Genomic DNA, 19779 nt, shown 5'->3' on the forward strand with positions numbered 1-19779 from the left:
TGTCCGTATCGTGCAGTTTGAAACCTTTTCGCCCCGGTGCAAGGCGAATCGCGCGGTCGCTTGCCTTGACCCCGCGTGATCGGCTATGCCGCGCTTGGAAGGATTTGGTTTAGCATTAAACTACCTCCCGGGAGGAGAGACATGGCCGACGACCAGAGCACCACGCCCCGCCACCCCGCGCTGGACTATCACGAGTTCCCACGCCCCGGTAAACTCGAAATCCGCGCGACCAAGCCGATGGCGAACGGGCGCGACCTGTCGCTGGCATATTCCCCCGGCGTCGCCGAAGCCTGTCTTGAAATCAAGGCCGATCCGCTCACCGCGCCCCGCTACACCGCCCGCGGCAACCTCGTCGCCGTCGTCTCGAACGGCAGCGCCGTGCTGGGGCTCGGCAACATCGGCGCCCTGGCCTCCAAGCCAGTGATGGAGGGCAAGGCGGTGCTCTTCAAGAAGTTCGCCAACATCGACTGCTTCGACCTCGAGCTTGACGAATCCGAGCCCGAGAAGCTTGCCGACCTGATTTGCGCGCTGGAGCCGACCTTCGGCGCGATCAACCTTGAGGACATCAAGGCCCCGGATTGTTTCATCGTTGAACAAATCTGCCGCGAACGCATGAACATCCCCGTTTTCCACGACGACCAGCATGGGACGGCCATCGTCGTCGGCGCGGCCGCCACCAATGCGCTGCGCGTGGCGGGCAAATCCTTCGAGGACATCAAGGTCGTCTCCACCGGCGGGGGTGCCGCCGGTATCGCCTGCCTCAACATGCTCCTGAAACTGGGTGTGCGGCGTGAAAACGTCTGGCTTTGCGATGTCGACGGGCTGGTCCACACGGGCCGCGACGACCTCAACCCGCAGAAAGCCGCCTTCGCGCAGGAGACCGAGTTGCGCACCCTCGACGACGTGGTGGCGGATGCCGACCTGTTCCTCGGTCTCTCCGGCCCCGGCGTGCTCACGCAGGAGCACGTCAAGCAGATGGCCGAGCGCCCGATCATCTTCGCGCTCGCCAACCCGACGCCAGAGATCATGCCCGACCTCGTGCGCGAGGTGGCCCCGGACGCGCTCATCGCCACAGGCCGCTCGGATTACCCCAACCAGGTCAACAACGTCCTGTGCTTCCCGTTCATCTTCCGGGGCGCGCTCGACGTGGGCGCGACCGAGATCAACGACGAAATGCAGATCGGCTGTATCGAGGGGATCGCGGCCCTCGCCCGCGCCACCACGAGTGCCGAGGCCGCCGCGGCCTACAAGGGCGAACAGCTCACCTTTGGCGCCGATTACCTGATCCCCAAACCCTTTGATCCGCGCCTCATGGGGGTCGTCGCCTCCGCCGTGGCCAAGGCCGCGATGGAGTCCGGCGTGGCCGCGCGCCCCCTGCCCGACCTTGCCGACTACAAGGACGGGCTCGACCGCTCGGTGTTCCGCTCCGCCCTCATCATGCGTCCGGTGTTCGAGGCCGCCGCCACCGCCGAGCGCAAGATCGTGTTCGCCGAGGGCGAGGACGAGCGCGTGCTGCGCGCCGCCAACGCGATGCTCGAGGAAACCACCGACGCCCCGATCCTCATCGGCCGCCCCGAAGTCATCGAAACCCGCCTCGCCCGCGCGGGATTGCCGCTCAAGCCCGGCCGGGATTTCGAAGTGGTGAACCCGGAAAACGACCCGCGCTACCGCGACTACTGGGAAACCTATCACGCCATCATGGCCCGGCGCGGCGTCACCCCCGACATCGCCCGCGCGATCATGCGCACCAACACCACCGCCATCGGCGGTATCATGGTGCATCGCGGCGAGGCCGACAGCCTGATCTGCGGCACGTTCGGCCAATACCTGTGGCACCTGAAATATGTGCAGGAGATCCTGGGCGGCGGGCCCGAGAAGCACCATCCCGTAGCCGCGCTCTCCCTCATGATCCTTCAGGACGGCCCGCTCTTCATCGCCGACACGCATGTTCACCCGGAACCCACCGCCGAACAGATCGCGGAAACCGTCTGCGGCGCGGCACGGCACGTCCGGCGCTTCGGCGTCGCCCCCAAGGTGGCGCTGTGCTCCTACTCGCAGTTCGGCAACCTCGACTGCGACACAGGCCGCCGGATGCGCGGCGCGCTCGACATTCTCGACAGCGAGGAGCGCAATTTCCCTTATGAGGGCGAGATGCATGTGGACAGCGCGCTCGACGTGGACGTGCGCGAACGCATGTTCCCCGGGGCCCGCTTCGAAGGCCCCGCGAACGTGCTGGTCTTCGCCAACACCGACGCGGCCTCCGGCGTGCGCAACATGCTCAAGATGAAGGCGGGCGGGCTCGAAGTCGGCCCGATCCTCATGGGCATGGGCAACCGCGCCCACGTCGTCACCCCGTCGATCACCGCGCGCGGGCTCCTGAACGTGTCGGCCATCGCCGGAACGCCCGTCGCCCATTACGGCTGACGGGCCCGCGCAGCGCCGTTGCATCGCGCGACAGGCCCGTTACGCTCACCCCGTTCCATGTGAGGGAGGGAGAGTACCCGTGATCCTGCCGACAATCCGCGCCGCACTCTTCGCCGGTCTCGTCACCCTGCCCGCCGTTGCCGACACGTCCCGCTGGACGATCATCCCCGACAACCCGATCACCGGCGAGACGGGGGCGAGCATCTGCCCCTATGAAAACCCCGAAGCCGGGACACACAACTGCCTGTCGCTTGCCTGCGTGCCGGGCGAGCCGCTGGTCCTCGCCGCCTCCGTCGCGGGCTTCGACACGCCCGGCGACCTCGGCGTGGCGATCCGCGTGGACGGGGAGGAGATCTGGGACCTGCGCCTCATGGCCACCGGCGAGGGCACCTATGAAAAGGGCATGACCGGCGCGCAATGGACCGCGGGGATCGAGGCGTTGCAGGCGGGCTCTTCCGGCACCGTGACCTTCTTCACCGACGACTACCTGTGGCGCGATCACCTGCCGCTGGCCAATTCCCGCGCCGCCATCGACCACGCGCTCTCCGCCTGCTGGCGCGCCGACCCCGACCCGGCCCGCGACCCCGATGCCGCCGCCCGCTCCGAAGTCACATCCTACTGCCGCGACGCCCACAACCGGGGCGCGGTGATGAACGAGGGCTTCACCCGGCAGGAGGATTTTGACGGCGACGGGCGCGCCGACTGGCTGGTGAACTACGGCACCGCCAACTGCGGCCCCATCGGCTCGGCCTGGTGTGGCTGGGCGGGCTGCGAGGTGGCCGTCCACCTCGCCCGTGGCCAGGGCTTCGTCGAGGGCTTCCGGGGCATCGCCGAGGGGTTCCGCACGGTCGAGGGCGGCATGGTGTTCCGCCGCCACCCGTCCGAATGCAGCGCCGACCGCGACACCCCCTGCGCGGTCTTCTACCGCTTCACCGCCGAGGGCCTCACCCGCGCGGGCGAGGTCGACTGGCCGCCGAAATAGCCGCCTTGCCCACCGGCCCCTGTTCCGGCCAGGGCGCGGGTGGCGCTCGGCCGTACACGGGGTCACCGATTCCCTCACCCGCAAAGTCCGACTTTGCAAACTCCGCGCCGCTACCGCGCCCAACTGCGAATTTGCGGATGATTTGCAAAACTTTGCAGGCCTGATTCCGCCGGTTCTGCAAATTTCCCGGCCATAAGGTCGCAGGTTACCACCAACAGACTTGCCCAAACGACGTCACGTCACTACCACCTCGGCTGACAGAACGCGGAGGAGGTTTTCATGTCGACCTATCAGGAAGTTTACGCCCGCTGGCAGAACGACCCGGAAGGGTTCTGGATGGACGCCGCCGAGGCGATCGACTGGGACAGGAAACCATCCAAGGCGCTGTTCGACCTCGGCAACGACCTCTACGAATGGTTCTCCGACGGGATGGTGAACACCTGCTACAACGCCGTGGACCGCCACGTCGACGCGGGGCGCGGCGACCAGACCGCGATCATCTATGACAGCCCGATCACCGGCGCGAAGGACAAGATCACCTTTGCCGAATTGCAGGACCGCGTCGCGCGCCTTGCCGGCGGGCTGGCCGCCAAGGGCGTGACCAAGGGCGACCGTGTCATCATCTACATGCCGATGGTGCCCGAAGCGGTCATTGCCATGCTCGCCACCGTGCGGATCGGCGCAGTCCATTCGGTCGTCTTCGGCGGCTTCGCGTCGAACGAGCTTGCCACCCGGATCAACGACGCGACCCCCAAGGCGATCATCGCAGGCTCCTGCGGGCTCGAGCCGAACCGCACCGTGCCCTACAAACCGCTCCTCGACGGTGCCATCGACCTGGCCGACCACAAGCCCGAGTTTACCGTGATCCTCCAGCGCGACGCGCTCACCGCCGAGATGAAGGACGGATACGATTACGACTGGAACGACGTAAGCGCCGCCGACCCTGCCCCCTGCCTCCCCGTCGAGGGCAATCACCCGGCCTATGTGCTCTACACATCCGGCACCACCGGCCAGCCCAAGGGCGTGATCCGTCACACCGCCGGGCATCTGGTGGCGCTGAACTGGACGATGAAGAACGTCTACAACGTCGATCCGGGCGACGTGTTCTGGGCCGCCTCAGACGTGGGCTGGGTGGTGGGCCACAGCTATATCTGCTACGCGCCGCTCATCCACGGCAACACCACCATCGTGTTCGAGGGCAAGCCGGTCGGCACGCCCGACGCGGGCACCTTCTGGCGCGTGATTTCCGAGCACAACGTAAAGTCCTTCTTCACCGCGCCCACGGCCTTCCGCGCCGTGAAGCGCGAAGACCCGAAGGGCGACTTCATCAAGAAATACGACCTGTCGTGCCTCAAGACCGTGTACCTCGCCGGCGAACGGGCCGATCCCGACACGATCGTCTGGACGCAGGACCAGCTCGGCGTGCCGGTCATCGACCACTGGTGGCAGACCGAACTGGGCTTCCCGGCCGTGGCGAACCCGGTGGGGATCGAACTGCTCGAAACCAAGCTCGGCTCGCCCGCCGTGCCGATGCCCGGCTACGACATGAAGATCCTCGACGAAGGCGGCAACGAACTCCCCGCCGGCCAGTTGGGCGCCATCGTCGCCAAGCTTCCTCTGCCCCCCGGCACGCTGCCGACGCTGTGGAATGCCGAGGACCGGTTCCGCAAATCCTACCTCACCACCTTCCCCGGCTATTACGAGACGGGGGATGCGGGATATGTGGACGAAGACGGATACCTCTACATCATGGCGCGCACCGATGACGTCATCAACGTCGCGGGCCACCGCCTGTCGACCGGCGGGATGGAGGAGGTTCTGGCCTCCCACCCAGACGTGGCGGAATGCGCGGTCATCGGCGTGACGGACCAGCTCAAGGGCCAGCTCCCGCTGGGCTTTCTCTGCCTCAACACCGGTTCGGACCGGGATGAGAAAGAGGTCGTGGCCGAATGTGTCAAGCTGGTGCGCGACAAGATCGGCCCGGTCGCCGCGTTCAAATCCGCCGTGGTGGTCGACCGCCTGCCCAAGACCCGCTCGGGCAAGATCCTGCGCGCCACGATGGTGTCCATCGCCGACGGAAAGGACTTCAAACTTCCCGCGACGATCGACGATCCGGCGATTCTCGATGAGATTCGCGAAGCGTTGCAGGATCTTGGCTACGCCACCGCCTGACCTGATCAGCAAGTAACTGATTACATTAAATTCGCTCCGGCGGGGTCCGCCGGGGTGGATTTTATTAATGAAAAATTGCAATGTCCTTATCCGTTACGTCCGAAATGATAAGGACGTGCGCAGATCGGGGTGGCATTGTGGATAAGGGAAGACAAGGCGAGTTCGACCACGCGTCAGAACGCGTTGCAGTGGACGATCAACCACTCGCGATTGTCGTCAGCACGGCGGAAGCCGCCGATTTCTTTGCCGAAGAAGCTTTCGCCATGGCAGGCTGCACGCTTCTGCGTGCGCACACGCTCTATGAGGCGACCGAACTGTGCAAGTCACGGAATCCAGACCTTTTGGTGATTCCGCTGAAGATCGAGGGCGAATCCCTCATCCCCTACCTGACCATGTGCAAAGCCGAGAAACAGATCTCGGTCATCGTGATCGCCGAGAGCGATCAGATCAACGACGCCGCCGAGGCGATGCGCGTCGGCGCGGATGATTGCCTGTTCCACCCCTTCTCCAACGCCCGCCTGACCCGGACCCTGCGGTCGGTCACGGGCACCGGCACCGCCCGTCAGCCCGCAACGGCGTCTCACCGCGCCGAGGTGAAAGCCGCGAATGACGGGGATGCGCCTGACAGCGGCCCCGCATCGCGCCTGCCCGAGCCGGTTCACGGGATGATCGGCACCACTCCCGAGATGCGCCGGCTGTTTCGAAAGATCGACGCTGCGGCCAGCGTCTCAGACCCGGTGCTCATCCACGGCGAGATCGGGACCGGCCGCTCGACCTTCGCCCGCGCGATCCACGACGCCTCGTCGCGTGCGGGCGCGCCATTCGTCACGCTCGACTGCGCCGCGCTCGACCCCGAAACGCTGGAGACGGAACTGTCACCGGCCAATCCTTCGGGCGCCGTCGCGCGGGCGGGGCGCGGCACGCTCCTCATCGACCGGGTGGACGAGCTCGACACCCGCCTTCAGGCCCGGCTCCTGCCGCTCGTGGCACAGCACGCGACGCCCGACGGGGCCGCGGCGACCGCGCGCATGATCGCCACCATGTCGCGCACACCGGCCCAGGCGCTGGCCGAGGGCCGGCTGCGCGAGGATTTCTACTACGCCCTGAACGTGCTCGCCTTCGCCCTGCCCCCGCTCCGGATGCGCGGCGGCGACGTGGGCAACATACTCCTGACGAAAACGCGCGACATCGCAAAGGCGCTCGGGCGCGAGGCCCCGGACCTGCGCGGCCCGGCCCTGTCGGTCCTCAGCACCTATCGCTGGCCCGGCAACCTCACCGAACTGGTCAACACCCTGCGCGGCGTGCTCCTGACCTGTGGCGAGGTCATCTCGACCCGCGACCTGCCGACAGACGTGCTGGAAGAGGAAACGCTGTCCAGCCTGCGCCCGCCCAACAGCCACGGCACCGCCGCGCGCGGCGACCTCGCCCCGCTCATCGGGCGACCGCTGGCCGAAATCGAACGCGCCGTGATCGAGGCGACCATCGCCTCCGAAGGCGGCTCCATCCCCCGCGCGGCGAAGGTGCTCGACGTGTCGCCGTCGACGATCTACCGCAAGCGCGAAGGCTGGACCCGGCTGGACTGACCCGGCCCCGGCCGCGTCAGACGAACTGCTCCCGGATCAGCCGTTCCTCGAGCCCGTGACCGGGATCGAACAGAACCTTGTGCCGGATGTCCGACGCGCTCGTCACCTCGACCGAGGTCACGACCCCCGCCGTCCGGCTGTCCGCATCCGCCATGACCGGGCGCTTGTCGGGCTCCAGCACGTCGAACCGGACGCTCGCTGCCTTGGGCAACAGCGCCCCGCGCCAGCGCCGGGGGCGGAAGGCCGCGATGGCGGTCAGCGCCAGCACATCCGCGCCGATGGGCAGGATCGGACCATGCGCCGAATAGTTGTAGGCGGTGGAGCCCGCAGGCGTCGCGATCAGCGCACCGTCGCAGACCAGCTCTGCCAGCCGCCGCCGCCCGTCAACCGAGATCGCGATCTTGGCGGCCTGCGGCCCGGCCCGCAGCATCGACACCTCGTTGATCGCGAGCTTCTCGACGATGCCCCCGTCCCGCGTGGTCGCGCGCATCTTCAGCGGGTTGATGACCTCCAGCTCCGCGTCGCCCAGCCGCTCTTCCAGCCGCTCCACGGAAAACTCGTTCATCAGAAAACCGACCGTCCCCCGGTTCATGCCATAGACCGGCACGTCGAGCTCCTGCGTCCCGTGCAAGGTCTGGAGCATGAAGCCGTCACCCCCCAGCGCCACGATCACGTCGGCCTCGGCGGGAGGGACATTGCCATACCGCTCGCACAGCTCCGCCAGGGCGGTCTGCGCATTGGGGCCGTCGGAGGCCATGAAGGCCAGTTTTGGTGCCATCTCCACGCCCCGCTGGTTTCCTGTCACGCTCACTTGGTTCCGAAAGAAACACAAGTTTCTCCCAAGCGCCAGAATTGCCGCGAATTTGACCCTGCGTGTCGCCCCCGGCCTTTCAGCACAGCCGAAAAGGCCGTATGTGAGCGGCATATGCCAGTCCCAAGGAGACGCGCCATGAAGGACATTCGCTCACCCGGCTTCTTTTCCGAGCCGCTTTCCTCCCGCGATCCCGAGCTCTGGGCCTCGATCACCGGCGAACTGGGCCGCCAGCGCGACGAGATCGAACTCATCGCCTCCGAGAACATCGTCTCCGCCGCCGTGATGGAAGCGCAGGGGTCGGTGATGACCAACAAGTACGCCGAGGGCTACCCCGGCAAGCGCTACTACGGCGGCTGTCAGTATGTCGACGTGGCCGAGACGCTGGCCATCGAACGCGCGACCGAGCTGTTCGGCTGCCAGTTCGCCAACGTGCAGCCCAACTCCGGCTCGCAGGCCAACCAGGGCGCCTTCACCGCGCTCATCAAGCCGGGCGACACGATCCTCGGCATGAACCTCGCCTCCGGCGGCCACCTGACTCACGGCGCGCCGCCGAACCAGTCGGGCAAGTGGTTCAACGCGATCCAGTACGGCGTGCGCAAGCAGGACAACCTGATCGACTATGACGAGGTCGAGGCGCTGGCCAAGGAACACCAGCCCAAGCTCATCATCGCAGGTGGCTCGGCCATCCCGCGCCAGATCGACTTCGCGCGCTTCCGTGAAATCGCCGACATGGTCGGCGCTTACCTCCTCGTCGACATGGCCCATTTCGCGGGCCTCGTGGCGGCGGGCGAACACCCCTCGCCCTTCCCCCATGCCGATGTCGCGACCACCACGACGCACAAGACCCTGCGCGGCCCGCGCGGCGGCATGATCCTGACCAATGACCCCGAGATCGCCAAGAAGATCAATTCGGCGATCTTCCCCGGCATCCAGGGCGGCCCCTTGATGCACGTCATCGCGGCCAAGGCCGTGGCGTTCGGCGAGGCGCTCGACCCGTCGTTCAAGACCTACCAGAAGGCCGTGCGCGCCAATGCCGTGGCACTGGCCGACCAGCTGATGAAGGGCGGTCTGGACATCGTGACCGGCGGCACCGACACGCATGTCATGCTCGTCGACCTGCGCCCCAAGGGCGTGAAGGGCAACGCGACCGAAAAGGCCCTCGGCCGCGCCCATATCACCTGCAACAAGAACGGCATCCCCTTCGATCCGGAAAAGCCGATGGTCACCTCGGGCATCCGCCTCGGCACGCCGGCGGGCACGACCCGCGGCTTCGGCGAGGACGAGTTCCGCCAGATCGCCGACCTGATCGTCGAAGTGGTGGACGGTCTGGCCGCGAACGGTGAAGAGGGCAACGGGGCCGTTGAAGAGGCCGTGAAGGCCAAGGTCGCCGCCCTCTGCGACGCCTTCCCGATCTACCCCGACCTGTAATCAGGCGGTGCGGGCGGCCAGGGCCGCCCGCGCAGCATTTGCGCCGCCCCGGCTACGCCGGGCCGTCGCGGCGGCGAGGGGCGCGGCCCCTCGCGCTCCCCGAGGTATTTTCGGACCAGAGAAGTGTCAGAGCAGCCCGCGCCAGCCCATGAGGGCGAGCGCTATGCCGATCACGATCAGGATGTTGAGCGCATTTCCCGCGAGCCAGTGGATCACCACGCTCTTGCGCCGGTCCCACGGGTCCACCGCTTCGAGCCAGCCCTCGGCGCGTTTCGTCCCCGTCTCGATCCGTCCGTAATCCACCTGGGCCGCGAGCTTTGGGTGGTCCACCCGGTCCAGCGCCTCGACCAGTGCGTCGAGTTCGCGCCGCACCCAGCGCGGAATGCGCCGCCCCGCCCGCCTGAGCTTGGTGGCGAGGTCGGGGCCGCGGATGTCCAGCCGTTCTTCCATGAGCTGCGCGAGGTGATCGGCGCGGGCGTGCAGGTCCATGTCTCTCTCTTTCCGGCAGCAGAATAGGCGAAGGGTCTTTTCGCCTCAACGCCCGCACGCTATGGGGGGTTCATGCTCGCGATGCAATCCTTCGGCGCGGATGACACGCGCCCGCCCGTCCTCATCGTCCACGGCCTGTTCGGATCGGGCCGCAACTGGGGCGTGATCGCCAAGCGGCTGGCCGACAGCCGCCGGGTCGTCACGGTCGACATGCGCAACCACGGCGACAGCCCGCGCGCGGACAGCCAGTCCTATCCCGAGATGGCCCGCGACCTTGCCGAGGTGATCGGCGAGATCGGCGGCACGGCGGATGTGATCGGGCATTCGATGGGGGGCAAGGCTGCGATGGTGCTCGCGCTTACCCGGCCCGACTGCGTGAACCGCCTGATCGTGGCCGATATCGCCCCCGTCGCCTATGGCCACAGCCAGATGGCGCTGGTGGAGGCGATGCAGGCGCTGGACCTTTCGGGGATCGAGACACGCTCGGACGCGGATGCGGCGCTTGCGGAGGCGGTTGCGGAAAAGGGCGTGCGGTCCTTCCTGCTCCAGTCCCTCGACGTGCGCGAGGGGCAATGGAAGCTGAACCTCGACGTGCTGGGGCGCGACATGGACGTGGTCACCGGCTTTCCCGATGTGACCGGCAGCTTCGAGGGGCCGACGCTGTTCCTCGCCGGGGCCGAGAGCGATTACGTCCGGCCCGAGCACCGCGAGATCATCAAGACCCTCTTCCCCGAGGCGCGGCAGGCCAAGATCCCGGGTGCGGGCCATTGGCTCCATGCCGAGAAGCCGCGCGAGTTCGAGGCGGCGGCGCGCGCGTTCCTCGACGGCTGAGCATCAGTCTGCCGGACGGTGCGCCGCCTCCCTGCGCTTGCCGATCCAGCGGGCCACGAGCCAGACGATCAGCGCCCAGGCCGCGCCCAGCGTCCAGCCCGCCAGAACGTCGGACGGCCAGTGGACACCGAGGTAGACCCGGCTCACCCCCACCGACAGGGTCAGAAGCACCGCCGCCACGGCATAGAAAGCGCGGATCGACCGGCGGCCCTCCAGCCGGGCCAGCATCACCGCGAGCGTGAGGTAGGTGACCGCCGCCATCATCGAATGGCCCGAGGGGAAGGACGCGGTCGCGACCTCCACCCCATGCGGGACGAGGTCGGGGCGCGGGCGGTCGAACCCGGCCTTGGCGACGTGCGACAGCGCCCGCCCGCCCAGCACCGCGATGGCAAGGAACAGCGCGGCGCCGCGCCGGCCGCGCAGGACGAGGTGGACGAGCGCCGCGACCGTCACCAGCGTCAGCACCGTGACCCCGCCCAGCGCCGTGATGTCGCGCATCACGACCTCAACCTGAGGCCCGCCGATCGGGGTCGCCGGATCGCCCGCGCTGCGCAGCGCCATCAGCACGGATTCGTCGAAGGCGCGCAGGTCGCCCTCGATCATCTGCCCGGACAGCACGACAAAGGCCCACACCCCGCCCGCGACGCAAAGCACGGCAAGCAGGGTCACGGTCTCCACGCGGCGCAGAAGGGCGGCGATTACGTTGGAACGGTCGGGCATTTGGTCATCCGGGCTGGGGTCCATGCCCCGAACGCCCGGACTGCGGCAAGGTTCAGTGCGTCCAGACCTGACGCCGGTTGGTGGCGAAGTTGTCACCATAGCCGCCGGGGCGGATGTTGAGCTTGCGCTTGTGCGGCTCCATCACCACAGCGTCGATCCCCTTCTCCTCGGCATAGGCGAGCGCCGCCTCTTTCGAGGAAAACCGGATGCGCACCTGGCTTTGGGTGTCGGAGGAGCTGGTCCAGCCCATCAGCGGATCGATCTCGCGCTTTTCGTCCGCGACGTAGTCGAGCACCCACTGCTTGGTCCGGGCCTGGCCGGACGTCATCGCGTTGCGGGCGGGTTTGTAAATGCGAGCACGCATGGAAGCCTCCGTCTGATCGCCTGTTTTATGGGGGATAAAGCGGGGCTTTCGCAAGGGCAAAAGCCCCGCTTTGGGAGGGTGACTGCCGGCCCCGGCGAGGGAGCGAGGGGTGGGGTGGGTGTTCACCGGGACCGGCAGCCAGTCTGCTGCTTGCACCCAATGACTACCAAGTCCGGGCGGTGCGCCGCAACGCAAAATTCTACCTAAACGGAAAAAAGAAATTAAAGTTCGCCTTAAGGTGGTAAGGAAATCGTAACCATTTCGCGCACCCGCGAGAGGGCGGCAGGAACGGCGAAGCCGCCTCCGTGCGCAACAGCGCAGGCAGGGCAGAGACGAAGCCTCATGACGGCAGAATCGCGCAATGACGCGGCGCCGGGTATTCGCCAGATCGGGGGAGTGATTCGTGCGCCAGAGCCTGACGCCGGGCACCAGCGATGTCGGGAACGGCCTGCGCTCTCAGGCGGCTTTCCGGTCCATGAGAGGCCGGATCAACGGCTGCGGCAGCGTCACCCGCCGCAGAAGATCGGCTTCATGCCGTTTCAGCACGTCGCGCGCAGTCTTGCCATAGCCGCCCGTGAGGGTGCGCAACTCGGGAAACAGCGTCAGGATTTCTTCGCGCGCCTCTTCCTCGAAGGCCGACAGCCCGACCCCGCCGGGATAGAAGCTCTCGCTGATCAGCCCTTCGGCGCTCAGGATCTGGTGACGGGCGAACAGCAGGTGGAAATACTCCACCTCTCCCACCGCGTCGGTCACGATCGTGGTGCCGTTCACAAGGTGACGCGCGGCTGCCAGAACCTCGTCCTGCCCGAAGTATAGCTGGGCCTCCGGCCCGTCGATCAGGATGCGGTGCATGGGCGAGACGAGCAGATCGCGCGCGGGAACCCCCGGTGCGATGGAGCCGGCCGTGACACGCACGGGGCGCAGGCGCGCATCCGGTGCCGCGTCGCGCAGATCGACCCGCTTCGACCCGGCCCACAGGATGCGCTGCACCCCCATGTCGACCGTCAGCACCTCGTCCCCCGCCCTGAGCGCCTCGACCGGGCGCGGGCCGTGGGGCGTGTCGATCATCGTGCCACGCGTAAAGCAGGGCGGCTCGTCCAGCCCGTTGATGGTGATGGTGACGGTGGAATTGCCACCTGTCGACGTGACGTTGAACACCTCGGTCAGCGTATCGCCCGTGTCCAGCGCCTGGATCGCCGGTTGCGAGTTGTCGGCGGTGTAGGTCCAGACCCCGTCACTGTCGATCACGAGGTCGCCGTAGGTGCCCGTCAGCGTGCCGGGCGTCCAGTCGCCGTTGTCGTTGCCGACATAATAGTCGATGTCACCGCTCGCGACGAGGTTGCCGCCGACCACGCCGGTATCCTCGGTGACCGCACCGGTGGAGGGACGCGGGAACCCCATCAGGCAACCTCATCCGTAAAATGCGCACGCACCAGCCCGCGCTGGCCCCGGTTCCGGTCGCCCTCGACCACCTTCTTCACCTGCCCCTGCCGGTCGAGCCGCGCGAAGTAGAACGGCACATCAGGCGGGTGGCGGGCGATCTCGCGCGCGATGGCGCGCCCATGCCCGAAGGGCGCCAGCAGGTCGATGAACCACAGCGTGTCGCCTGCCGCCCACTCGTCATTGGTCGGGGCAACACCGTCGAACAGCATCCGGCGCGACACAGCCTCGTCCAGCCGCGCCCAGATCAGCGCCGCCGCCGTCGCGCCGTCGGCGTTCTCGAAGAAACGGACGCAGGAATTGTTCACCGCCGGAATGAAGATCGACGAAATGACATGACCGGGATAGGTGCGGTGAAGCGGGCAATAGGACGCAAGGAACGACAGCTTGCCAAGGGCAAGCATCTGTTCATCGCCGGGCGGTGGCGGACCCCGTCGGGCCGCCGTCGCGGTATTTGCCTGTCTGCTCGACATCTTCTGATGCCTCTTTTGTTTGCATCAGACTCGCCCGAAGGCTGTATTCTGTCAACGGACCGTTCCGTCATGGCCCGTTTCCAAGGCTCTAATGTTCGATATGTGGCCTTTGCGCACATCCCTCCCGCCACCTCCTGTCAGGAGCACGCACCCCGGCGCCGCCTTGCCCCTTGAACGGGGCCAAAAAGAGAACAACTGTGTGGGCCGAAGGAGTCTCCCATGCCCGACAGCCCCCTTACCTCGCCCACCGTCGCCCCGACCGCCCGGCCCAAGCTGGAAGGCGGCATCCGCTTCCGCATGAACACCGAGTTCAGCCCGGCGGGCGACCAGCCCAAGGCCATCGCGGAGCTGGCCGAGGGCGTGCGCAGCGGCGAACGCGATCAGGTGCTTCTCGGCGCGACCGGCACCGGCAAGACCTACACGATGGGCAAGATCATCGAAGAGACGCAGCGCCCCGCCATCATCCTCGCCCCGAACAAGACGCTGGCCGCCCAGCTTTACGGCGAGTTCAAGGGCTTCTTCCCGGACAACGCGGTCGAGTATTTCGTCTCCTACTACGACTACTACCAGCCCGAGGCCTACGTCCCCCGGTCCGACACCTTCATCGAGAAGGAAAGCCAGATCAACGAACAGATCGACCGGATGCGCCACTCCGCCACCCGGTCGCTCCTCGAACGCGACGACGTCATCATCATCGCCTCCGTCTCCTGCATCTACGGCATCGGGTCGCCCGAGACCTACACCGCCATGACGCAGGACATCACGGTGGGCGAGGAATACGACCAGCGCATGATGATGAAGGACCTCGTCGCCCAGCAATACCGCCGCAACGACAACGCCTTCGATCGCGGCAGCTTCCGCGTGCGCGGCGACTCCCTCGAAATCTGGCCCTCCCACCTCGAGGATCGCGGCTGGCGCCTGTCCTTCTTCGGCGAGGAGCTGGAGTCGATCACCGAATTCGACACCCTCACCGGCGCCAAGACCGACAGCCTGCAAAAGGTCCGCATCTACGCCAATTCGCACTACGTCACGCCCACGCCCACGCTCCGCCAAGCCATCGAGGGCATCAAACGCGAGCTCACCCTGCGCCTCGCCGAATTCGAGAAGGAGGGGAAGCTGCTCGAAGCCCAGCGCCTCGAACAACGCACCCGCTTCGACCTCGAAATGCTCGAGGCCTCGGGCTTCTGCAACGGGATCGAGAACTACTCCCGCTACCTCACCGGCCGCAATCCCGGCGAGCCGCCCCCGACGCTCTTCGAATACATCCCCGACAACGCCATCGTCTTTGCCGACGAATCCCACGTTTCCGTCCCCCAGATCGGCGGCATGTATCGCGGCGACTACCGGCGCAAGTTCACGCTGGCCGAACACGGCTTCCGCCTGCCCTCCTGCATGGACAACCGCCCGCTCAAGTTCGAGGAATGGGACGCCATGCGCCCGCAATCCGTCTTCGTCTCCGCCACCCCGGGGAAATGGGAGATGGAGCGCACCGAGGGCGTCTTCACCGAACAGGTCATCCGCCCCACCGGCCTCCTCGACCCGCAGGTCGAAATCCGGCCTGTCGAGATGCAGGTCGACGATCTCCTCGACGAAGTGCGCCGCGTGGCCGACGCGGGCTACCGCACCCTCGTCACCACGCTGACCAAACGCATGGCCGAGGATCTGACCGAATACATGCACGAACAGGGCATCCGCGTGCGCTACATGCACTCGGACATCGACACGATCGAACGGATCGAGATCCTGCGCGACCTGCGTCTCGGCGCCTTCGACGTGCTGATCGGCATCAACCTGCTGCGTGAGGGGCTCGACATCCCCGAATGTGGCCTCGTCGCCATTCTCGACGCGGATAAGGAGGGGTTCCTGCGCTCGGAAACCTCCCTCATCCAGACCATCGGCCGCGCCGCGCGCAACGCCGACGGCCGCGTCATCATGTATGCCGACCGCATCACCGGCTCGATGGAACGCGCGCTGGACGAAACCAACCGCCGCCGCGAGAAACAGATCGCCTACAACGTGGAGCACAACATCACCCCCGCGACGGTGCGCAAGAATGTCGAGGACGTGCTGGCCGGTCTCTACAAGGGCGACGTGGACATGAACCGCGTCACCGCCACCGTGGACAAGGTCGGCATCGGCCAGAACCTGCAGGCGCATCTGGAGGGTCTGAAGGAAGACATGCGCAAGGCCGCCGAGAACCTGGAGTTCGAGGAAGCCGCCCGCCTGCGCGACGAGGTCAAACGGCTGGAAGCGGTGGACCTGGCCGTCGCCGACGACCCGATGGCGCGTCAGGCGGCGGTGGAGGCCGCCGGCGAGAAGGCAACCAAGGGGCGCTCAACGGCCGGGAGGCCGGGGCAGAGGGCTGGACGGAAAGGGCGGGGGCGATGATTGATGATTTATTCTTAGGTGCTGCATTTGGGGTAGAGAACGCGGTCGGAATGTATGCTTACAGCTATGCTGTCCTACCGCCCGAGGTCATATATGAATTGGAAGAATACGACGACTACCTGAACGGAGTTCCTTCGCGATCTCACATTTATTTTATTGGAGAAACACCACGAGTTGTCATGCGATCCGTTGCAAGGGCGGGAAATACCCTTCTGGTCGTAATGGACATAGGAGGTACTGAAGCAACTGGCACGCTCGAAATGCCTACTGGCAGCGCACTTCATATGGATGAACAGTACTATTACATCATTGACAAAGACGGGAGAAAAACCGCTCCAAGCACCGAACAGCTAATTGCATGCACCGGCCACCCTTTGCCGTTCAAAGTTCTTTATATTGGGCAGGCATATGGAACAGATGGAAGTAGGACCGCGGCAGATCGCCTCTTGAAGCATGAAAAACTGCAAGAGATTGCAATTAGAGGGCCATCAGAAGGATGCCAACTCTCAATACTAATGGTCGAACTCGCCAGCAACCAACTAATCACCCAATTAAATCCCTTTGCCGATGAGCAAGATGAAAAGATTTCCGATGATCGAATCTCTAAAGGATTGGATCAACTATTCGGCATGAGCATGGCGGAACGCGTCAGCCTCTATGAGGCCGCAATGATCAGATACTTTCTGCCGAAATATAATATTGAATTCAAGAAATCCTTCCCCTCGACAAATCTAAAGATATTAAATGGTGTTTATGATAAGGATTTTTCTGCGGTGATTGCCGAATACGTTATGGATGAATCGTGCATTCAGCTTTTTTCAGACAACGTTGAAATGACAGACGCTCATATCGCACACTTTGACCTTCACAAGACTAGAGATCGCCATTTCTTTTTTTCGTCTAATCAACAGCCGTAGTATCGGTTTTTTACGAGAACCCTTGCAATCAATAGTTGGAATGAGTAGCGTCCTACGCTATCAATGAACTTTGGGCGGCAAGCAACCGCACGGAATCAAGGCCGTTAGGCCGCCGTGCGAGCGCCTGCCCGTCCCGGCGGGCTGGCGCTTCTCAACCACCAGCGCCCATGCCGACCCCGGCAATGACACGGCCCCATAAAGCGCCCCGCTCAACCGACAAAAGCGCCACCCCACGGACAGGCGCGCACGGCTCCGCGCTTGGCTGGACCATGTGAAGGCGCCACACATTCTTGATGCGCACCTCCGGCGCGACGGTCAGGCGCGCGCACGGCTCAGCACCCCCCCTACCGCGCCATCACCATCGTCCGCGTCACCGCCACGTCCAGGCCGATGCCCTGCACCCGGAACGTGCCGAAGATGCTCGTGGGTTCGGCCTCGGCGTTCTGGCCCACGACCACGCCCCTGACCGAGAACACCGCCGGTTCGCCATAGGGCGTCTGCCCCTCGGCCTCGGCCATGACCGGCTGCAATTGCCGCCAGTCGCAGCCGGTGACGAGCGAGATGTCCTCTTCGCTCAGATCGGCCCCCTCCGGCGATAGACGGGGTTTCACCCCTCCCCTTGCTCCTTCTAGTACTCATCGACCACGGCCTGCACCTTGTCATAAAAGCGGTCCGTGTCGCCAAGTTCGGGCCGGGCCTTCAGCGCCGCCTCCCGCGCGTATTCCCCGATGGCGTCCTCATCGACCAGAAGCCCGGCGAGCTTGGCGTGCATGAAGCTCGCCAGCACCTCGTTCATCTTCACCTGATACCCCGCGCCGAGCGACTTGAAGAACTTCACCACGTCCTCCTCGACCCGGATCGTGATGCGCACCTTCTCGCGCCGGGGGGTGCGGGCGGCGAGGTCCTTCCACGCCGGGGGAATGGCCCAGCGGTCGACGATGGGCTGGTGCAGGTCCCATTCCACCTGCTGCATCCGGTCGACGAGGTATCGAAGCTGCATCTTGCGGGTGGCGCTGGCCGGGCGGCGTCGGGTCATGCGGGGGCTCCTCGGGTCGGGCGGCCAGTTCAGCGCGGAAAGGTTAACGCCGTGCTTGTGTGGCGTGCGTATGCACAGCGTGTGCACAGGCTGTGTACGCTCTTTGACAGGCCGTGAGCGGATGTTCGCCCTTTTCATGAAGGCCCCGCGCGCCGCGCGCCCGCTCCCCGCAATGTGACAGCGATCCCGATGGACAAGCCCCCCGCACGCCCCTAGCGTTTCGGGATGAAACGCATCGCCCTCGCCACCGTCCTCACCCTTGCCCCGTTGGCCGCACAGGCCGATATCACGGCCTTCTGCCGCGTCCTGCCGGGCACCGAGCCCGCGCAATGCGCCTGCGCCACCGAGAAGCTTAGGGCACAGGTTTCGGGCTCCGAGGTGGCGCTTTATGATGCGGTGACAAAGGGTTACCTCGCCAACCGCGCCACCGGCCAGGGCTGGCTCAAAGCCTGGCGCGCCGCCGTCGCCGCGGTCGCCCAGCAAAACGGTATGCCCCTCGAGGCGCTGAAGGCGTCGCTGGACCAAACCGGCGCGGTTCACCGGGCGCTGGGTGACACCTGCAAGTAGGCGGGCCCTAGCGCCGTTCGACGACGCGCCCGTCTTCCTTGATGATGGCGAAACCGGCGCCAAGTCTTTGTAATATCATCTCGAAATAGGCCACCCCCGCCGACTCGTCCCCGATCACCGACGAGCTCGACCGGAAGCTGTAGTTGCCTTGCGTATAGCACCGCGCCGTATCGCAGGAGATCGCCACCGTCTCGCCGATGATCCGGTAGTCGCGCCTTGGCCAGCGCTCGGCGAAGCGCGCCTTTTCCGCCGCGACCTCCCCCTTGGAATATCGTGTTCCGTAGAAATCGACGCTCGGCCCGTACATGGCGACCGTGCGCTCCAGCGCGGTCTCGTTGGGCCGCGACCACGCAGCGAAGAAGGCCGCGAGGAAGTCGAACGCCGCCCGTTCCGCGCTGCGCCCCGGCGTGACAACCGGCGGCTCCGGCGCGCGCGGATCGGGTGCCCCCCGCCCGCTTGGCCCGGCCAGAAGCGCGTAGCGGACCTTCTCCGCGTCTGTCAGGATATACATCTCGTCGGGCGGCGTGCGGAACATCTCGACCATGAGGTCGTTCGGCACATCGAAATCCGACAGCGTGTCGATGATGTCCGAGACCGACATCTGCCCGCTGACAAGGTCGGCATTGTCCGAGCTGATCTGGTGCAGCCCGAGATCGCCTTCGGCGTTGCGGACGGTGCCTGCGAGGAAGATGTAGGCGCAGGCGGAGAAGCACCGGTCGCCTTCGGAGATATGCGTGTCCGCCCCGATCTCGCGCACCCGACGCGCGATGAGCAGGGCCTGGCCCACCAGCCCGCCGCCGCTGGACAGCAGGAGCACGTCCGGCCGACCGTATTCGTCCATCGCACGCTCGAAGTTCAGCGCCGTGCGCCCGTCGATGGTGCCCAAGAGCGCGAAGACGCCCGGAAAATCCGGGTCCACCACGATCGGCGCATATTTGGTGACCGGTTCCGCGCGTGCGAGGGACGGCAGCACACCCACCAGGACACAGATCATCAGGATGCGGCGCATGTCTCCCCCGGCTCGCCTGTCGGTTATCGACCGATCGGTTCGAGACTAGCCCACGGGCGGAGCCTGTCAAATCCGGCGCCGTCCGGACCTTTCGCACTCAGGCAGAACGAAGCCCCTCCGCGTCACCGCGAAGGGGCATGAT

The 19779-nt window shown here is 65.8% G+C and carries 18 protein-coding genes; 9 read left to right on the plus strand and 9 right to left on the minus strand.

Translation table 11 applies throughout. The annotated features are described in order from the left end of the window. Positions 1-141 precede the first annotated feature (141 nt). From B2585_RS19060 to B2585_RS19075, 4 genes are all read left to right on the plus strand, one after another. Complete coding sequence (locus B2585_RS19060; protein ID WP_292025518.1) at positions 142-2424, plus strand: NADP-dependent malic enzyme; 2283 nt, start codon at positions 142-144, stop codon at positions 2422-2424. A gap of 79 nt (positions 2425-2503) precedes the next feature. Further along, positions 2504-3406, plus strand: a complete 903-nt coding sequence (locus B2585_RS19065; protein WP_292025519.1) for a hypothetical protein — start codon at positions 2504-2506, stop codon at positions 3404-3406. A 336-nt stretch (positions 3407-3742) separates the two neighbouring features. After that, positions 3743-5578, plus strand: a complete 1836-nt coding sequence (locus B2585_RS19070; RefSeq protein ID WP_414674076.1) for an AMP-binding protein — start codon at positions 3743-3745, stop codon at positions 5576-5578. A 188-nt stretch (positions 5579-5766) separates the two neighbouring features. Next, positions 5767-7161, plus strand: a complete 1395-nt coding sequence (locus tag B2585_RS19075) for a sigma-54-dependent transcriptional regulator (protein WP_292025521.1) — start codon at positions 5767-5769, stop codon at positions 7159-7161. Positions 7162-7177: 16 nt separating this feature from the next. Here the strand turns inward: B2585_RS19075 and B2585_RS19080 are convergent, their stop codons facing one another. Then, on the minus strand, positions 7178-7939 hold the full coding sequence (locus B2585_RS19080; RefSeq protein ID WP_292025522.1) for an NAD kinase: 762 nt from the start codon (positions 7937-7939) through the stop codon (positions 7178-7180). Between the two features lie 171 nt (positions 7940-8110). Between B2585_RS19080 and glyA the strand changes: the two genes are divergently transcribed. Beyond that, positions 8111-9403: a serine hydroxymethyltransferase gene (glyA, locus tag B2585_RS19085; protein WP_292025523.1), complete on the plus strand. Its 1293-nt coding sequence runs from the start codon at positions 8111-8113 to the stop codon at positions 9401-9403. Between the two features lie 126 nt (positions 9404-9529). On the opposite strand, the gene B2585_RS19090 is transcribed toward glyA, so the two are convergent. Next, positions 9530-9892, minus strand: coding sequence for a hypothetical protein (locus tag B2585_RS19090; protein WP_292025524.1), 363 nt, complete (start codon positions 9890-9892; stop codon positions 9530-9532). Positions 9893-9964: 72 nt separating this feature from the next. Between B2585_RS19090 and B2585_RS19095 the strand changes: the two genes are divergently transcribed. Further along, positions 9965-10723, plus strand: a complete 759-nt coding sequence (locus B2585_RS19095) for an alpha/beta fold hydrolase (RefSeq protein ID WP_292025525.1) — start codon at positions 9965-9967, stop codon at positions 10721-10723. Between the two features lie 3 nt (positions 10724-10726). Here the strand turns inward: B2585_RS19095 and B2585_RS19100 are convergent, their stop codons facing one another. From B2585_RS19100 to B2585_RS19115, 4 genes are all read right to left on the minus strand, one after another. Beyond that, positions 10727-11443, minus strand: coding sequence for a phosphatase PAP2 family protein (locus tag B2585_RS19100; RefSeq protein ID WP_292025526.1), 717 nt, complete (start codon positions 11441-11443; stop codon positions 10727-10729). Between the two features lie 52 nt (positions 11444-11495). Beyond that, on the minus strand, positions 11496-11807 hold the full coding sequence (locus tag B2585_RS19105; RefSeq protein ID WP_292025527.1) for an ETC complex I subunit: 312 nt from the start codon (positions 11805-11807) through the stop codon (positions 11496-11498). A 456-nt stretch (positions 11808-12263) separates the two neighbouring features. Continuing rightward, positions 12264-13208 carry a Hint domain-containing protein gene (locus B2585_RS19110; RefSeq protein WP_292025528.1) on the minus strand — a complete coding sequence of 315 codons (945 nt, stop codon included), beginning with the start codon at positions 13206-13208 and terminating at the stop codon, positions 12264-12266. Then, positions 13208-13720 carry a toxin-activating lysine-acyltransferase gene (locus tag B2585_RS19115; protein ID WP_292025529.1) on the minus strand — a complete coding sequence of 171 codons (513 nt, stop codon included), beginning with the start codon at positions 13718-13720 and terminating at the stop codon, positions 13208-13210. Before B2585_RS19115 ends, B2585_RS19110 begins: the two co-directional genes overlap by 1 nt. Before the next feature lie 219 nt (positions 13721-13939). Here B2585_RS19115 and uvrB point away from each other — a divergent pair, with 219 nt between their 5' ends. Both uvrB and B2585_RS19125 read left to right on the plus strand, forming a co-directional pair. Then, positions 13940-16108, plus strand: a complete 2169-nt coding sequence (uvrB, locus tag B2585_RS19120; RefSeq protein ID WP_292025530.1) for an excinuclease ABC subunit UvrB — start codon at positions 13940-13942, stop codon at positions 16106-16108. Then, positions 16105-17025, plus strand: coding sequence for a hypothetical protein (locus tag B2585_RS19125; RefSeq protein ID WP_292025531.1), 921 nt, complete (start codon positions 16105-16107; stop codon positions 17023-17025). Before uvrB ends, B2585_RS19125 begins: the two co-directional genes overlap by 4 nt. A gap of 344 nt (positions 17026-17369) precedes the next feature. On the opposite strand, the gene B2585_RS19130 is transcribed toward B2585_RS19125, so the two are convergent. Both B2585_RS19130 and B2585_RS19135 read right to left on the minus strand, forming a co-directional pair. After that, positions 17370-17636: a hypothetical protein gene (locus tag B2585_RS19130; protein ID WP_292025532.1), complete on the minus strand. Its 267-nt coding sequence runs from the start codon at positions 17634-17636 to the stop codon at positions 17370-17372. A 17-nt stretch (positions 17637-17653) separates the two neighbouring features. Beyond that, positions 17654-18061, minus strand: coding sequence for a BrnA antitoxin family protein (locus tag B2585_RS19135; protein ID WP_292025533.1), 408 nt, complete (start codon positions 18059-18061; stop codon positions 17654-17656). A 225-nt stretch (positions 18062-18286) separates the two neighbouring features. Here B2585_RS19135 and B2585_RS19140 point away from each other — a divergent pair, with 225 nt between their 5' ends. Continuing rightward, the gene (locus tag B2585_RS19140) at positions 18287-18628 is read left to right on the plus strand and encodes a hypothetical protein (RefSeq protein WP_292025534.1); all 342 of its coding nucleotides are present in this window, start codon (positions 18287-18289) and stop codon (positions 18626-18628) included. Between the two features lie 7 nt (positions 18629-18635). On the opposite strand, the gene B2585_RS19145 is transcribed toward B2585_RS19140, so the two are convergent. After that, a complete protein-coding gene (locus B2585_RS19145; protein WP_292025535.1) occupies positions 18636-19637 on the minus strand; it encodes a hypothetical protein in 1002 nt (333 codons plus the stop codon). Between the last annotated feature and the right edge of the window lie 142 nt (positions 19638-19779).

The organism is Maritimibacter sp. UBA3975 (genome assembly GCF_002384975.1).
GTDB lineage: Bacteria > Pseudomonadota > Alphaproteobacteria > Rhodobacterales > Rhodobacteraceae > Maritimibacter.

Bases quoted from the DNA above. Each gene is read 5' to 3' on its own strand.
- B2585_RS19090 (WP_292025524.1), bottom strand. From the start codon at position 9,892: ATGGACCTGCACGCCCGCGCCGATCACCTCGCGCAGCTCATGGAAGAA.
- B2585_RS19060 (WP_292025518.1), top strand. From the start codon at position 142: ATGGCCGACGACCAGAGCACCACGCCCCGCCACCCCGCGCTGGACTAT.
- B2585_RS19135 (WP_292025533.1), bottom strand. From the start codon at position 18,061: ATGACCCGACGCCGCCCGGCCAGCGCCACCCGCAAGATGCAGCTTCGA.
- glyA (WP_292025523.1), top strand. From the start codon at position 8,111: ATGAAGGACATTCGCTCACCCGGCTTCTTTTCCGAGCCGCTTTCCTCC.
- uvrB (WP_292025530.1), top strand. From the start codon at position 13,940: ATGCCCGACAGCCCCCTTACCTCGCCCACCGTCGCCCCGACCGCCCGG.
- B2585_RS19070 (WP_414674076.1), top strand. From the start codon at position 3,743: ATGGACGCCGCCGAGGCGATCGACTGGGACAGGAAACCATCCAAGGCG.
- B2585_RS19105 (WP_292025527.1), bottom strand. From the start codon at position 11,807: ATGCGTGCTCGCATTTACAAACCCGCCCGCAACGCGATGACGTCCGGC.
- B2585_RS19080 (WP_292025522.1), bottom strand. From the start codon at position 7,939: ATGGCACCAAAACTGGCCTTCATGGCCTCCGACGGCCCCAATGCGCAG.
- B2585_RS19125 (WP_292025531.1), top strand. From the start codon at position 16,105: ATGATTGATGATTTATTCTTAGGTGCTGCATTTGGGGTAGAGAACGCG.
- B2585_RS19140 (WP_292025534.1), top strand. From the start codon at position 18,287: ATGAAACGCATCGCCCTCGCCACCGTCCTCACCCTTGCCCCGTTGGCC.
- B2585_RS19145 (WP_292025535.1), bottom strand. From the start codon at position 19,637: ATGCGCCGCATCCTGATGATCTGTGTCCTGGTGGGTGTGCTGCCGTCC.
- B2585_RS19110 (WP_292025528.1), bottom strand. From the start codon at position 13,208: ATGGGGTTCCCGCGTCCCTCCACCGGTGCGGTCACCGAGGATACCGGC.
- B2585_RS19095 (WP_292025525.1), top strand. From the start codon at position 9,965: ATGCTCGCGATGCAATCCTTCGGCGCGGATGACACGCGCCCGCCCGTC.
- B2585_RS19100 (WP_292025526.1), bottom strand. From the start codon at position 11,443: ATGCCCGACCGTTCCAACGTAATCGCCGCCCTTCTGCGCCGCGTGGAG.
- B2585_RS19115 (WP_292025529.1), bottom strand. From the start codon at position 13,720: ATGTCGAGCAGACAGGCAAATACCGCGACGGCGGCCCGACGGGGTCCG.